General features: G+C 57.0%; 13 protein-coding genes and 1 pseudogene. 11 read left to right on the top strand and 3 right to left on the bottom strand.

Annotated features, from left to right (window positions below):
* Window positions 1-10: 10 nt before the first annotated feature.
* The gene (locus ACNJX8_RS11350) at window positions 11-976 is read right to left on the bottom strand and encodes a dihydrodipicolinate synthase family protein (RefSeq protein WP_439360675.1); all 966 of its coding nucleotides are present in this window, start codon (window positions 974-976) and stop codon (window positions 11-13) included.
* Window positions 977-1,150: 174 nt separating this feature from the next.
* Here ACNJX8_RS11350 and ACNJX8_RS11345 point away from each other — a divergent pair, with 174 nt between their 5' ends.
* Window positions 1,151-1,957 carry a FadR/GntR family transcriptional regulator gene (locus ACNJX8_RS11345; protein ID WP_439360674.1) on the top strand — a complete coding sequence of 269 codons (807 nt, stop codon included), beginning with the start codon at window positions 1,151-1,153 and terminating at the stop codon, window positions 1,955-1,957.
* A 144-nt stretch (window positions 1,958-2,101) separates the two neighbouring features.
* Here ACNJX8_RS11345 and ACNJX8_RS11340 read toward each other — a convergent pair.
* Window positions 2,102-2,368: pseudogene (locus tag ACNJX8_RS11340) on the bottom strand (SDR family oxidoreductase); the annotation flags it as partial.
* A 113-nt stretch (window positions 2,369-2,481) separates the two neighbouring features.
* Here ACNJX8_RS11340 and ACNJX8_RS11335 point away from each other — a divergent pair.
* From ACNJX8_RS11335 to ACNJX8_RS11305, 7 genes are all read left to right on the top strand, one after another.
* Complete coding sequence (locus ACNJX8_RS11335; RefSeq protein ID WP_439360673.1) at window positions 2,482-3,354, top strand: LysR substrate-binding domain-containing protein; 873 nt, start codon at window positions 2,482-2,484, stop codon at window positions 3,352-3,354.
* Between the two features lie 249 nt (window positions 3,355-3,603).
* Entirely contained in the window at window positions 3,604-3,834 is a 231-nt protein-coding gene (locus tag ACNJX8_RS11330) for a protein rep (RefSeq protein ID WP_128947529.1), read from the top strand.
* A 6-nt stretch (window positions 3,835-3,840) separates the two neighbouring features.
* Complete coding sequence (locus ACNJX8_RS11325) at window positions 3,841-4,161, top strand: hypothetical protein (RefSeq protein ID WP_439410332.1); 321 nt, start codon at window positions 3,841-3,843, stop codon at window positions 4,159-4,161.
* A gap of 600 nt (window positions 4,162-4,761) precedes the next feature.
* Complete coding sequence (locus ACNJX8_RS11320; protein ID WP_439361885.1) at window positions 4,762-6,723, top strand: putative bifunctional diguanylate cyclase/phosphodiesterase; 1,962 nt, start codon at window positions 4,762-4,764, stop codon at window positions 6,721-6,723.
* 380 nt (window positions 6,724-7,103) lie between these two features.
* Window positions 7,104-7,343, top strand: coding sequence for a hypothetical protein (locus ACNJX8_RS11315; RefSeq protein WP_439360671.1), 240 nt, complete (start codon window positions 7,104-7,106; stop codon window positions 7,341-7,343).
* Between the two features lie 147 nt (window positions 7,344-7,490).
* On the top strand, window positions 7,491-7,616 hold the full coding sequence (locus ACNJX8_RS11310) for a hypothetical protein (protein WP_439360670.1): 126 nt from the start codon (window positions 7,491-7,493) through the stop codon (window positions 7,614-7,616).
* A 516-nt stretch (window positions 7,617-8,132) separates the two neighbouring features.
* Entirely contained in the window at window positions 8,133-9,146 is a 1,014-nt protein-coding gene (locus ACNJX8_RS11305; RefSeq protein WP_439360669.1) for a DMT family transporter, read from the top strand.
* Between the two features lie 14 nt (window positions 9,147-9,160).
* Here the strand turns inward: ACNJX8_RS11305 and ACNJX8_RS11300 are convergent, their stop codons facing one another.
* Entirely contained in the window at window positions 9,161-11,797 is a 2,637-nt protein-coding gene (locus ACNJX8_RS11300; RefSeq protein ID WP_439360668.1) for a bifunctional diguanylate cyclase/phosphodiesterase, read from the bottom strand.
* A 187-nt stretch (window positions 11,798-11,984) separates the two neighbouring features.
* On the opposite strand from ACNJX8_RS11300, the gene ACNJX8_RS11295 reads away from it, so the two are divergent.
* The 3 genes from ACNJX8_RS11295 to ACNJX8_RS11285 all read left to right on the top strand — a co-directional run bounded on the left by ACNJX8_RS11295 (window position 11,985) and on the right by ACNJX8_RS11285 (window position 15,057).
* The gene (locus tag ACNJX8_RS11295; protein WP_439360667.1) at window positions 11,985-12,854 is read left to right on the top strand and encodes a hypothetical protein; all 870 of its coding nucleotides are present in this window, start codon (window positions 11,985-11,987) and stop codon (window positions 12,852-12,854) included.
* Between the two features lie 803 nt (window positions 12,855-13,657).
* Entirely contained in the window at window positions 13,658-13,990 is a 333-nt protein-coding gene (locus tag ACNJX8_RS11290; protein WP_439360666.1) for a hypothetical protein, read from the top strand.
* Between the two features lie 836 nt (window positions 13,991-14,826).
* Window positions 14,827-15,057: a hypothetical protein gene (locus ACNJX8_RS11285; RefSeq protein WP_439410331.1), complete on the top strand. Its 231-nt coding sequence runs from the start codon at window positions 14,827-14,829 to the stop codon at window positions 15,055-15,057.
* Window positions 15,058-15,301: the final 244 nt, after the last annotated feature.

Here is a 15,301-nt window from a genome sequence, read left to right as displayed (position 1 = left end):
AATCAGCACGTCACGACGAAATTCGTTCGGCAGCAGACAGCAGGCCGGGCGCACCACATGCGATGAGATCGGCTTCCAGCTCCCGTCTTTCAGCAGCGGACAGCGGCGTGACCGGCGAGCGCACGGCGCCGCCGGCAAGGCCGATCAGATCGCACCAGTGTTTGACTGCCGCGTTCGGCATGTGACCGCGCTTCAGCGGGTCCATGATCCACTTGTTGAAGATGATCCGTTGCGGCGCGAGTGAAGCGCAGATCCGTGCTGCTTCTTCCGTCCGTCCGGCCGCCAACAGAGCCACGTAGTCCGCGATCGGGCGAAACTCGCTGCGTTGATAGAGGTAGGGTTCAGGGTCGGCATAGAGGATCGACTGACCCTCGGCCTGCATGTTGGCGAAGAAGTTCTCTTCCAGCGGGTCCGACACCAGCACGCCGTTTCGCGCAGCCTGGCGAAGCGCCGCGTTCTCGGCTGCATTGCCTGTCGTCTTCAGGAGCTTGAGATTTGGTAGCGAGCAGAGCTGCGTGAAAACGCCGGGATCCAACGGGCTGCCCGCGGCGTTTCGCGCGTTGAAGATGACGATCGGCATCTCCAAGCGGACACAGACGTGGTGCAGATACGCGAACTGCTGCGCAGGCGATCGCGGCCCCGAGGTTGGGACCATCAGCACGGCGTGGCTGACGCCAAGCCGACGTGCGTGCTCGCCGAGATCGATGGTTTCCTCAACCGAGGGACCCGAGATCACCACGGAAATCCCAAGGTGCCCCCCCGCCTCGTCCGCAATGACCTCGATGACACGCTTTCTCTCCTGCAGCGTGAGCGACCAAACTTCGCCGATCAGCCCATTGCAGAACACCCCTGCCAATCCGGTCGCGATGTAGTGACGGACGTTCCGGCGGACTCCGGCCTCGTCGATGGCACCGGAGGCATCGAAGGGCGTGTGAATGGCCGCCCAAATTTCCGGGATGTTCTGCCCGATTGCCATGCTCGCTCCCTTTCATCCGACCGGTCTATTATATTTATCATGATAAACCGGATTTGCATGAATATGCCTATTGTGGGAGAAGTGTCAATCGACGAGTCGGCTCTTTCCTTGGGCCCGCCTAGTTCGCCCAGGAACCGACCTTGGAACCTATTGATAGCTTTGGAGAATTCGGGAATGTCGGTCGAATTGGAAAAATCGTCGCGGGGCCGGCTGAAAATTCAAAAGCGGGCCGACCTCGTAACCGAAGAGATCAAGCAGCTGATCACGCAGAAGAACCTTCGTCCGGGCGACAAGCTTCCGATGGAGAAGGAGCTGCAGCGGCTGTTTTCGGTGAGCAAGAGCACGATCCGCGAGGCGCTCAAGTCGCTCGAGGTGCAGGGGCTGATCACTATCAGCACCGGCCCGACCGGCGGGGCGACGATCATGGAGGTGCCGCTCGAGCGCACCTTTCAGTTGTTGCAGAACTACCTGTTCTTCAAAGAGGTCAGCATGGAGGACATCTATGCGGCGCGACGATTGCTGGAGCCGGAATTGGCTGCCGGCTCGGTGCCATTTCTGTCGGACGAGCAGCTCGACGCGCTGGAGCAGAACATTCAGACGTGCCAGCCGGCCTCGCAGGAGCCCTCTCTTCTGGTACGTCAACGCCAGGCCGATCTCGACTTTCACGACATCCTGGCTGCTGCAAACCCCAATCCCTTCCTGCGCTTCGCATGCGAGCTGATCAACGAGATGCTGCGTCGGCTGGTGGTCTTCAGCACCCAGACGCCTCCGGAAGAGCACACGAGATTCGGATGCGCCAACGTCAAGATTCACACAGAGATCGCCAAGGCCGCACGCGCGCGCGACAGCGAGCGGGTGCGTGCGCTCATGAAGGCGCACATGGAGGAAGCTTCAGAATACGTGAAGCGGTTGGATGGCCGACTCGATGGTCGACTGATCCTCGATTCGGAAATGGCACCGCGCCCGCGACCGCTGTCGTGAAGCGCAGCCCCTCTTCCTCCACGATTACACCGGCACCACCCTGCGCGAGTCCGCCAAGCTTGTCTCCAGCCTGATCCGAGCAACCGCATGATCGACTCGTCTTGCTTCCCAGAGACCGCAGCAGATAGGTGACTGAGATTCACCGATGCTTGCAAAGTTCTCATTTGTCGGCCCGCCGCCGAATGCTTCCATTACGCGAGTGACCGCACGCTCGCATGACGACTTGTCGGCGACGTCGCACGGCACCCCAATATGCTCTGTACCAAAACTGCTCGCTGCCCCCGCTGCAGCTGCGGCATCGATATCGAGAATGGCAACCCGCGCGCCCTCAGTAGCGAACCGGCGCGCCGTGGCAAGAGCGATGCCGCGCGGCGAGGCCGCGGCCGAAATGATGGCCGCCTTACCCCTGATTCATCAGTTCCTCCCACTAATTGTTTTTTTCCTTGGCAAGACCAATGAACAGCGGACGCGCAACAGACAAACGCACAGTTGTCACGGATCGATGAATCTGGTTCACTTATGGAATGCTGTCGAATGTCCCGATATCGGCAATTCGCGCCTTTGAAGCCGCCGCTCGCACGGGATCATTCCGCGATGCGGCGAATGAGCTTCACCTGACGCCGAGTGCCGTCAGTCATGCGATCCGCAAGCTGGAGGACACGCTTCGCACCGTTTTGTTCGAGCGCAGCGCGCGATCGGTGCGGCTCACGCCGGCCGGCGAAAATCTGATGCGACACACGGGAGCCGCATTTGATCAGCTTCGCCGTGGCCTCGAGGAAGTCGCCGCGCGCGGACCACAATTGGTGCGCGTCCATTCGGCACCCAGTTTTGCTGCGCAGTGGCTTGCACCACGGCTTGCACAGTTTCTCGCCGCTTATCCGAAGCTCGACTACGCTCGCTTCAGCAACGATGATTTTGATATCGACATCGTTTACGGTCCGCCGCGCGCGGAGGGCGTGGAGGTTATTCCTCTCCCGGAGGAAACGGTCACCCCGCTCTGCTCGCCTGCCCTCGCGAAATCGATCAGGAAGCCTGCCGATCTCCTCGATCAGACGCTGATCCGCTCCGACGTGAAGCAGGTTCAGTGGCACCAATGGTTCACCGCCAACGGATTGGAGGCCCCTGCACTCCACGGCATGAGGTTCGATCGCAGCTTTCTCGCGATCGCGACAGCCGCGGAGGGTTTGGGAGTAGCGCTGGAATCAACGCTTCTGGCCGAACGCGAATTGGCGAGCGGGCGACTGGTTGCGCCGCTGGCAGGACGCGCCAACGATATCCGCTACCTCGGCCATCGCCTGATCTACCCGCGCGCCAGCCGACAGAGATCTGCGGTACGAGCCTTTGCAGATTGGCTCGTGGCGCAACTCGGTGGCGAGACCGCAAGTTCCTCGCACTAAGATCCAAATCTGGCCGAGCATCGCCGACGCGCTTGAGGACATCGGAGAGATCGACGCCGCACAGGCGATGCGCCGATGTGGCTGTTATGTGATCGTGGATCGTTACGAGCGCGGCACCGTCTTTCGCGCCATGAAGGAGTGCAACCACCTGGTCTGCCCGACGGCTCAACGCCGCCGGGCCGCCAAGCTGGTCGAGGAGAAGGGCGCCGCGATCGAGGGTACATCCGCTAGAACCCTGGCTCACGGCCCTTGATGGGCACCCTCACGACCCGGGCTGTGCCGGCATACGACCTCTGCGTCGCGGTCAACCAGATCCTCGAAGCCTACCGTAAATTGATGCGCACGGTTGCGATAAGGCGGGCCTTACTTGCCTGGCTGCGCTCGCTCGAAATCAGCCGCAACGGACAGACGGGTCTTTTCATGGTGCACCTGCACTGCATCTTTATCGTCGGCCCCAGCTACTCAATATCTCTCCTTTGAAAAGCTGTGCGCGGCTTGGAAGGCGAGCCTCGCGCCGACTACGACCCGATGGTCCGCATCGAGAAGATGCGCGGCGGCTTCGCGCCGCTGACCGTCACGGGTCGCAAGTCGCTGCAGGAAGCCCTCAAGTACTGCTTCAAGCCGGGTGCGATCTTCTACACGAAGGTCGGCGGAAGCCCCGCCATCGTGGGTGCTCACACCCGCGAGCTGTTCGACCCCAACGATGGCAAAGGTTTGCGGTGGCTGCCCGACAACGAATCACAAGCGATTCATCCGATTCAAGATTTTTCGATCGGAATCGCGGTCGAACCAAGCATTTGTGGGTAATTGAAAGTCACCGGACGCGTACGCACGCCGAGGCGCTCTTTCAGGAGGTCTCGCTGGATATGGCGCCGCACTGGCAGCCGACGGGGCAAACTAGCTTGGACCGGTGATACGGCGGTTACGCGACTGAGGCTCTGGCGTAGACAAAGGCGGCGATGACCAAACGCCCACACATCACCTCTATTGGCCTGGGCGATATTAGACCTGGCCTTGCGTTCGCATCGCGCGTTTCTTGGGGTGAACGCGCAGCATTGCTTCGTTCTATCAGATATGTCGCTGGAAAGCGGCGAGATGTCGGGCGTCCACGATCGGCACCGATAGGTTAGCGCGCAAGCTGCCATCATGGCCGGTTAGCTGAATTCGGCGATCGATTACAGGCACAGGTCAGTACGCAATGTACAGAACTGTGCCCCGCACGCGGTGATAGAGGACACGGGAGGTCAGCCCGGCGCCCTGCCCCGCCTTCGCCACCGCTAAATAATGAGTTCGGCCACCTATGCCGCCGGGCGCGGCGAACTTCAAGAATTTATCTTTTCTCAAATGTTTGCCGCGACCTTCCAGCACTGGCCAGCAACGTTAGAGCCAGTCCTGCGGGGGTCCGAGATGAGGACATATCTGAGCTCGTATGTCTCGAAGCTATTCGCGGGGGATCTGGCGGCTTTCGGCGGCCCTGCGACAGATGAAGCGGTCGCAGGGTACATTCGCGCGGAGCAGATCTCCCTCGTGCTCGGCTATTCCCTAGGCATAATGCTTGCCAACGCCTGCAATGCGACGGTGCTTGCAATTTCCCTCTGGCACTCTCCCAACAGAAACTATGCCCTGATCTGGGCAGCTGCCGTGGTTTGCGGCGCGTTATCGATAGGCCTGAAGGCGCGTTTATCACGACGGATTACGAAGCCGCAGTTCGTCTCCCGACAGGCCATGCATCGGCTGGTGCGCAATGCGCTCGTTCTTGGAACGGCCTGGGCGGTCGTTCCGGTAGCTTTCTTCGCCGACGCCTCGAATGGCGGCCAACTCGTGATCACATGTCTTTGCTCCGGGATGCTCGCCGGCGGAGCGTTCGTCTTCGCTACGATTCCGGTGGCGGCGGTTGCATTCACGGCTCCGATTTTTGTGGGTACGGCAATCTGCCTCGGCAGAAATGGCGATTTCGTCTATCTGCTCGTCGCTATTCTCGTTGTGGCCTATGGCTTCGTGCTTCTGCGCGGCGTTTTCGCCCATTCTTTCGAATTCACGAAACGCACCATTGCTCAATTGGAAGCCGAACGGAGGGTCCGGCGGGATCCCCTTACCCACTTGCCGAACCGTTTCGCCTTCAACGAAAGCCTCGAAGCCGCCCTCAACCGGTTGGCTCGCTCGGGAGAGGAATTCGCGGTTTTTCTGCTTGATCTCGATCGCTTTAAGGAAGTGAACGACAAATTCGGCCATCCCGCAGGAGATGAGTTCCTCGTTCAGGCCGCGGCGAGACTGCAAAGATGCGCGCGTGAGACCGATACTGTCGCGCGGATCGGCGGGGACGAGTTTGCGCTGATCGTGACCAATCTGGACAAAGTCCAAGACGCGTTGGAAATCGCCGAGCGCTTCGTCGGCGCTTTCGGCGAACCATTCCTGATCGAAAGATGCGAGATCGCGGGCGCGACGAGCGTCGGGATCGTGTTGGCCCCGCGCGACGGCAATACGTCTCATGAGCTCCTGAAAAATGTCGACCTTGCGCTCTATCGCGCCAAAAAAGCGGGGCCCGGAACGGTTCGCTTCTTTGAGGTCAGCGACGACAAATCAGCGCGCGATCGCAGGGCGCTGCAACGGGATCTGGAGGAGGCGATCGGGAAAGACCAGCTTTTTCTCGTCTACCAACCGTTCTTTGATATTCGCGAAAACCGAGTAACCGGCTTTGAGGCCTTGCTGCGCTGGCAACACCCTGTCCGGGGAGTCATTTCGCCGGCTGAGTTCATTCCAATTGCCGAGGAAACCGGCTTGATCCACCCGATCGGTGAGTGGGTGGTCCGACGCGCCTGCTCAACGCTGTCGAACTGGCCCTCTGATCTCAGGGTCGCCGTGAATTTCTCTGCAGCTCAATTCCATAACACCAGCATCCTGCAAACAATCGTGCAGGCCCTGACACAGGCCAGAGTTGCCCCTAGCCGCCTTGAAATCGAAATAACGGAGTCGATGCTGATCTCAAAGTACGGGCCGGCATCATCGATCCTGAGTTCACTCCTGCAACTGGGGGTGACGGTGGCGCTCGACGATTTCGGAACGGGATTTTCGTCGCTGACCTATTTGTTAAAATTGCCTTACACCCGCATCAAAATCGATCAGTCCTTTATACGCGACATGCTGACACGGCCGGATAGCGCGGCGATCGTAAAATCAATAATCACGCTAGCGCAGGATCTGCACATTGGCGTGGTCGCGGAAGGCGTCGAGACCACCGAGCAGCTAGAGTGTTTGCGCCAAACCAGCTGTGATGAAGTCCAAGGATATCTCATCGGTCGGCCGGTATCAGCCGACCGCATCTTCGCCCTGCTCGACCAAAATAAGCAATGGTCGACGCCTGCCGCTTGAAACGCCTTGGGCAAACCGACAGACCATCATGCCGCGCGACGCCGATGCGGCGCCGGCATTGCTAGCCGAATAATCCCAGGATAGGAATGTGACCAACTTCCGATATCATCCAACTGCACCAAGTTCGTCACATCGTCTTGTTGTTCAGCGTCAAGCGTAAGGCTGATATCGATCAACTAGGTCGAAGGTCTATCGGCAGGTACATCGGAGGCGCGAAGCCGCCGTTCCGCAGCAGCAGGGCATTCCGCAAATAACGAACCACTTCACGATGATAATTTGCGCGTCACTTTGCGTACGAATAGCCGTATCAACGTCTTCGACCAGCTTCAACCGCTGGCGTTCCGTGACTTCTCAACCTCGTCGAGCAGACTAAGCCGCACGTGGACTCGCTGCCCGAGCCGCAGCGCACCGAGATCGCTGCGCCCCTGGAGGACGAGATCGGGACAGGCAATCTCATCGCATCAGACCGTGATTATGAAGATGATAGGAACTCTGCCATCTTAGAAACCTATCTCGACCTTAGCTTCCGCTGTTCCACGTCGATCCAGCGCCACAGCCGCAGCGACATCCACAGCTGGCCGAAATCTCCGACGAGACCCAACAAGCTCCGCGGAAAATGAACGGAGCCCGCTCAACGAGGACCTAGCATTTAGGAGCGCGATGCGTGCGACGGTCAAAATGGCCATCTGAACCAGAGGCCAGAAGGGCCGGCGACGTCTGGCTGACCTTCAGGTTCGGCAAATAAGCCCTGCCGCGACAATCGTTTCGTGCTCTATAAGCGCCTACCGCGACTATTCGCCGAGCTCGCCTGGCGCGCGGCGACGGTCGCCATCAACGCCTATTGTACGATCTCGACCGCATCGAGCTTCTGCTCCTCGACCACCGCGGTCTAAGCCGATCGACGTCGGCGCCCCTTGCGCGGCAGTTCGGGTCCATTGATGGTCTTCCGTTCACGCACAGCTGACAGCACAACGCTGCCGCGAGCCGACTGCCTCAAATGAGCTTCTAGATCTGGATCGTTGACATCAATTGCCCACCACGTTCCGTCCAAGCATATCAAGGGTGAAGAGACGAGAGTTTTATCTCCCTTGCCAGAACGCACGTCGTTAAGCTCAACTTTCACGATTTCCGCTCCCCACCCAATTCAGATTTAGTGTCGGCAACCTATCCCGAATGGCTCCAGGTTTAGTTGGAAGAAAATGAACACTTTTAGACATTTCCTCGGCAATTGCCTGGGGCGCGGGGTCAGGCAAGGGGGTGTTTTGGCTCGGCTGTTCGGCAATCGGACGCCGCCATTTTCGCGAAAATTAACCAAGAATTGTTTCTGTTACCCCTTACACTTCCTTAAGACTTAAAGCTAAGCGAGACCAACTTTTGCTAGTGGCTCGCGAGCAATAGTCGCGCGGCAAATGCTGACGCTATCTTTCCAATTCATGGAACGCATGATGAGCGATCTTACTGACAGCACCCGCCATCCGCAGAACCCAATTGCCATTCCCGGCTTACGGAAGGATGACGTTGTTCGCGGAATATACTGCATGATCGCCGCGAGCGTGATGTTCGCACTATCGAGCGCACTATCGAAATGGCAAGCCGCTCTCTATCCAGTTGGCGAAGTTATGTTCTTTCGCTCCGTTTCTGCCTTTGTTCTCTGCGCCGCATTGATCCTCCCGGCAACGGGCATGTCAGTCTTTAAGACTCGGCGGCCCCGCGCCCACCTTGCGCGCGGGCTGTCGCAGTCGATCTCGCAGACGTTCACTGTCATCGCCGTTAGTCTGATGCCGCTTGCAGGAGCAATCGCAATCAATTTTTCTGCATCCTTGTGGGCGGCCTTGCTGTCGTTTATCTGGCTTAAGGAGCGTGCCGGAATCGCGCGTTGGAGCGCGCTGGTAACTGGATTCCTCGGGGTCCTCGTTGTGGTAAATCCAGGTGCAGATTCGTTGCAGATTGGCGCATTATTTGCGCTGGCAAACGCGGTTATGTATGGCAGCGTCACGGTTGCCGTTCGCGGAATGACCGCAACTGAGTCTGCAAAAACGCTGTTGATGTGGCAGATGCTTACGGTAACCTTCTTTCACTCCCTCTTACTGCTGTTTGGATTCCGGATGCCGGCGCCGGTTGACGCAATCATGTTGATCTTGAGCGGTCTTACAAACGCCGCGGCACAATACTTTTGGACGCAAGCGCTCCACCTAGCCCCCGCCGCCGCCGTCTCGCCGTTCTATTACCTGACGCTCGTCTGGGCACTTGCAATCGGATTTTTCGTTTGGGGCGACGTACCGACGCTTTGGCTCCTGATCGGGTCCGGCATTGTTGTTGCGTCGGGCCTATTCCTGCTCGTGCACGAGTCTCGGCGACCAACCAAGAAGCCGATCTCCGGTGAACAAACTGGAGAATACGGTCTTCAGAAAGTCGCTGGCTAAGTTGGTCCCAAACTCTAGGCGACAAATTTGCGCCCGGGCGACCATTTGGCAATCATTTCAGGAACTTTCGCTATTGGAACAGGCGGACTGAACAGATAGCCTTGCCCTTCGTCGCAATCGAGCGCCGCGAGAAATTCGTACTGTCCGACGGTTTCGATGCCTTCTGCCAACGTCGTCATTCCCAGAGCGCGAGCAATACTCACCACGGCTTGCACAATCACAACGTGCTCGGTGCCTTCGGCAAGGTCAGAAACAAACGACCTATCTATCTTGATTTTGTCGAATGGGAAGCTGCGCAGATAACTGAGAGAGGAATACCCGGTACCGAAATCGTCCAGCGAAATACGGACGCCGAGTTGCTTCAACTGACGCAGGGTAGATAGGGTGGATTCATTATTGGTCATGAATACTCCCTCGGTAATTTCAAGCTCAAGGCGATGCGGCTGAAGTCCGGTTTCCGCCAGCGCGTGTCTCACGACCTCGGAGAGATTGGAAGCTGCAAACTGAATCGGAGAAAGATTGACCGCTATCGTAAGGTCGTTCGGCCAGTGCGCGGCGCAGCGGCACGCCTCTCTCAGCGCCCATTCGCCAAGAGGTTGGATGAGTCCAGTATCCTCCGCTACCGCGATGAATGTTGCCGGCGGTACCATGCCATTGACCGGATGGCGCCATCGCGCCAGGGCTTCGAATCCGGTTATGGTGTTGCTCCGCATATTGAGGATGGGCTGATAATATAATTCCATCTCATTTTGCTCGATCGCCTCGCGCAGATCCATCTCAAGTCGCCTTCGTTCCCGAAGCTCCCTGTTCATTGCAGCATGATAGAATCTATAGCTGCCCCGACCTTGGGCTTTGACTGCGTATAGTGCCAGATCGGCGGCAATCAGAAGGTCGTCGCAATTTGCTCCATCGCACGGTCCAATGGCGATACCGATACTGATTCCAGAACGGATTCGGTGGCCGCCAATCTCAAAGGGCTTCTGTGCTGCCTCGATCATGCTATTCGCCAGGGCCTCGAGCGCTGGTCGAGATTCAACCGTCGGCACAACAACTGCGAATTCATCGCCGCCGAGGCGTGCCAGCACTTCATTTGCAGCGAGCGTACTCTTTAAGCGCCGGGTCATCTCCTGCAGAAGCAAGTCACCGATCTGATGGCCAAGCGTATCGTTGATAGCTTTAAAACGATCAAGATCAAGAAACAGGAAGGCGAATTCCGCCGCTGGCTGTCCGTTGTCTACTGCCGATGGCTGCCGGCGGCTCATCTGGTCGAGCATGGAGCGGAACATCCGCCGGTTTGGGAGACCGGTGAGTGAATCCTCGGAACTAAGGCGGACTGCATCTGCTTCAGCGCGCGATCTTTTTGTGACGTCAGTGAAGGTTTGAACGAATCCACCATCGGGGAGACTTTCCCTACGAATCTCGATGATTGATCCATCCGGCATCGTTCGTTCGCTAACGCCGAGTTCTCCTGCGACAAGATCTGCCAAGATCCGAACAGACGCCGCGTTCAATCTGCCCGTCGGTGTCTCGTATTCGGCGAGCTGATCGACTCTTGGCGGGTTCTGTATGAACTCCACGGGCAAATCGAGCAACTCGCCGCAGCGACGATTAATAATCGGAATCTGCTGGTCATAGGTAACCAGCATAATTCCCTGGTTCATATACTCGAGCGTAAGGTCAAGCTGATTCGCCTTTTGCCTTGCCTTCGCATCTATTCGTAGAAGCTGCTCAAGAGCAATGAGAACCAGCAAAGTAAGTACAGTGCCCACCAACGAATTCAACTTGAGCGCGTTCCGAGAGCTTTCCATGATCTGGCTTTTGCTCAAGCTAACGCTGACCCACAATGGATATCCCTTGACCTTGCGGACAGTAATGAAACGCGTTTCGTTGTTGGCGGGATCAACGTTTTCAAATGTAGTTTCGACCCCGGCTCGCATTTGGTCGAGCAGTTGTGTTCCGCTAAGATCGTCTCCAAGTGCGTAACCGACCGCGCTCCCGCCACTCGAACGAACCACGCCATCACTTCCGATCAGGGCGATTGCCGCCGCCGATCCAAAATTGATATTGTTGTAGAATTTCGTCAAATGGTCCGGATTGAGCGAGGCCACGACGACGCCGCCGAACGTCTGATCACTATTCACGAAGCGCCGCGTGAATTGCACGGACCATTTTCCGCTGGCACGGCCAACCACCGGCTTGCTGATAAAAAGCTGATCCGCGATGCTGTTCAGATGAAATCTAAAGTGCTCGCGATCGCTCAGATCAAGGGCAGGCGCGGGTTGAGGACCGCTGTTCGACGCGCGCATAATTCCCTTGTCGTCAATAATGGCGACTTGGACGATGATGTCGCTCAGCACGTCGGTCGTGTTGGCAATAGCGCTAAAACTAACCGAATTTTTCCGGGTCTCAATGCTCCGTCGCAGGTATAAGAGCGCCTTATCAATTTCTCCGATTGATCGAAGAACATTCTCTTCGAATACCAGCGCAAAGTTATGGGCGTCCCGATGCGCCTCTCTTTCGTCCCCTCGAACATCGCCGAAGTATTTTACAGCAACTCCTGCCCACACCATGGTGATGATCACCAAGCCGAAAATTGCCGAGCTCCGACGCTCAGCAATCAGCTTTGGCAACTCTAGGATTTGTAAATTCATGCCGAGAACAGGCCCCCTATCGGCCGGGCTTACTCGTCGGATATTTCGGGCGACTTAACTTCATTGATCGGCCGCCGGTGCGTGGATGGTTAACCTTAATAGATGGGTCACTGCTCTTCCGAGTTGACGTTGAGAAAAATAACCGATTATTAACCCCGCGATAAAAAGATCTTCTTTCGGAGTTCATATGTCGGGTTGCGATACGGTTGGTTCGAAAGAAGACCCATTAACCAACACTGAAATAACGGCTTGTCCGAAACCGTTTGGCAACAAAGCTGTTGACGGAGGATTTGAAGGACCGATCGAAGTTGCGGTGCCTGTCCCTCCTCGAGCCAAGGAGATCGCGCCAGAAAAGGTCCTGCAAGCCTTTAATACCTGGGCTTTTAAGCGTGAGCAGCCTGATAACGCTGTTGGAATGTTGCAGAGCATTTCCAAATCAATGGCGCTCAGAAATCCCGTTCCGTTTGTGCTCTATTGGGGTAAAGGTCCGCGGTCCAACATCGACAAGCCGGACTTCGAATGCCTGAACTATTTGGCTGCCTTCACCCGCCGAATCAATAAAACATACGCGCCCGGGGCAGCACTAAGATTGATTTTCACCGATACCCACGCGGAATTGAACGGACATTCATCACAGGACATACGCCAATATTTTAATGAGGTTGCGGATGGCGCCCGCGAACACGGTTTCGAGAGCTGTTGGTTGGGCGACCTCACAAAGGCCGCGGAAGCGGATAACACAAGTCCTTTTATCGACGAGATCGTACCGGAGCCGACCTTCCAGCGGCTGCTTGCCAGCGCGATGAAATGGTATCGTGGGAATGGAAGTTGTGAAGAAGGCGCAATAGAATATTACCGGATGAACATGGTCGAAAAACGTGCGGTCGAACGTGTATTTCCCGACTCAATTTTCATCACCTTCAACGGAAGCGAATTTCGAGGGCTTTTTCCCCAAAGGCTTCCAATCTTTTACATGTATTCGCTTCGCAAAGGGATCAGCATCAAACCTTGGTTCCTGTTCCCAGATACGGCCTCCTGCGAACAGCGAGCAAGTTAGTCTCGCGTACCCGTCACTACAGTTTGTTGAGCCAGTCCCCGGCTGGACACCCCTCTAAATGCACCTCTCGTAAAGGGTGTGTGAACGAGGCTGCCTGGACGTTTAGCGCAATGGCGCACCCATGGGGCCATGCCAGCTTTCGCAGCTTTGGTTGGCGGTTGCATGGAGATTGGCGCCCCTCGAAGAAGAGCGCGAACTTGTTTGGGGCTGACATTCGGGCACGAACCTGAATCGGATCTAAGTGGCGGCGGACGATTGTTAGGCAGCAGAGAGTGTTGCCGCCCGAACGATTTCCCAACCACGATCACGCTCGGTCAAAGTCTTCAGCAACTCGCGGCGATCTGGTTTCGGTCATCCTGCAGTCTGCCATGCGGCAATCATCAGAGACGCAAGAACAAGCAACAGGATAGCATAGAGCAGAAGTTGAGAGATCAAGTCACCATCGCGTTCGAACATTGCATCTCCCATTTGCCCCTGTTCGGGCTGCGCCGGCACACCGACTCTGCCAGCGCTTTGGGCGCCCTTGCTCCGACAACATTGTACGCAACGAACGAACAATCTCCTTTCTTACCTGAGCAAGTCGTCTCGGCTTCGCATTGGGGCGTTTCGTTTAATCGATTAATGCAACGAGGCGCACATTCGCGCCCAAATCCTGCATTTGGCCAGCTTTTCTAGCGTATTTAAGCAGCTCCAGCCGAGGACGATGACGACGGCTAGGTTTACTGAGGGTACTGCCTCTAAGCTAGCGCGACTTCGAAGGGCGTCGACCTCCTCGTCCCGAAACCTCGGCCTCCAGGTCCAACATGTACCGCGCCTCACGAATTTGCGACGCGACCAAAGCGCGGTGGCTTAGAGCCATCGCGACGAACGGTGCGCTGATCGGGGTCGCGACAACCGAGTTGGGCGTCGGCGCTGTCGCTCGCTACCAGACGGCGGTGACGTCGGACGGAGGCGGATTACAGCTCAATGGCACAAAACATTGCGCGACCGGCACCCTGTACGCCGATCACGTGATCGTAGCGGCTGACCAGAGCGGCAAGCGGATCGCCGCCCGAGAGGACATCCGCGATAGCGATATCGTCTATGTGGCGAATTCGTCGCTTCGGGCTGTGTTTAGAGCTTACGTCGTCTCTTAGCTTTTCCTCCGCGGCCGCAATCTCATCTGCAGCGCAGCCTGTGCTGACATCCCGGCCGTTGTCTCTGATAATCCAGGTTGCCGGTTGAGTGATCTTTTCGGTCTTGTTTCGGCGGGCAGCCTTGAGCTGAAGTCGGGCTCCCTTGCTTCTTCGCGGCATAGCTCTCGCATCCGTTCGATATGAGCCAGGGTTGTGAATTCCTTGCCGGCAATCTTCTCGATAACCAGTCGATTACGATCGCGCTCACGACGCAAACCCGCGACCGTCATTCCTCCCAAAGGAAATGCGATCTTCACGGCATCGGCAAGGCGAAGTGGGATATCAGGTGTAATTTCAGGTTGCGTTCGAGTTGGCATCGACACCGAAGGCGTGGCTGTTAAAGCCGAAATAACGAGTATGCAGCCTATTGCGATGTCGTCTCGCCCCGGCGCTGGCGTGAGGCTAGTGACGATTGGGCATGCCCCGTTTGCAGTCGAGAAAAACGGGCGCTCATTCGAAAATCAGGTAGTGGAAAATGGGCGGGCGGGTCGGGACGTGAGATATCGATGCTTCCAATAGGCATCCCAGGCTAATCCGATGGCTTGGTTCGACTGTGCACGGCGCGCGACCTCTTCCCAATCCACTTCATGCGATAGATGCGCCGTCGCGGCTTGAATGCACGAGCGCAAGTCATCCAGGTTTAAGTAAATGTCGGTCAAATCCCGACGCCTGGCACACGCACATTTGCGACATAGAGAATCTGAGAGGGATCATTCAGGCTCACGCAATCCTCCTTAATGGCATGGACGAACTCTTTCCGTCGGCTGTCCACCTCATCCGGTGGTTTCTCCAGGAGGATGCGCGTTTCGCCGCGGAGGAAGCGCGTCGCAAAGCCGAATATCATGCGCGGAAAGCAAACTGAAATTAGCGCGAACCTTCGTCATATCTTCCGGGTCTTCGCAAAGCAAGGCGGCGAGGCGCGCGGGCTTGAAGAAGCAGCCGAAGAGCTGATGTTTGTTGCAGAGATTGACGAAAAATCCGAGGGGAGCTGGTCGAACCCATTGAGGAAACGGATGCGATCGCCATAAAGCATCGGCGCCGAAACTCTGCCCGGGTTCTCGCACGCCTTCATCATGAAAGGATCACAATCGGTGCAGATCTGTTCGGATTGCGCCGACATCGTCCCGCAAATCAAGTCGCGGCGGCGGAAACAATATCTCGCTGGACGACGCCGACCTACAGCGGTACCGCACCGATCCTGACGGCTTTGCTGCCGAGCAGTTTGGTCTGTCGAAAATCGAATACATCGAATGGGTAGAGCTGGACGGTACG

The organism is Bradyrhizobium sp. SPXBL-04 (genome assembly GCF_051853035.1).
Lineage (GTDB): Bacteria > Pseudomonadota > Alphaproteobacteria > Rhizobiales > Xanthobacteraceae > Bradyrhizobium > Bradyrhizobium zhanjiangense.
Note: the sequence above shows the minus strand (reverse complement) of the source record. Positions and strands in the feature narration are given on the sequence as shown.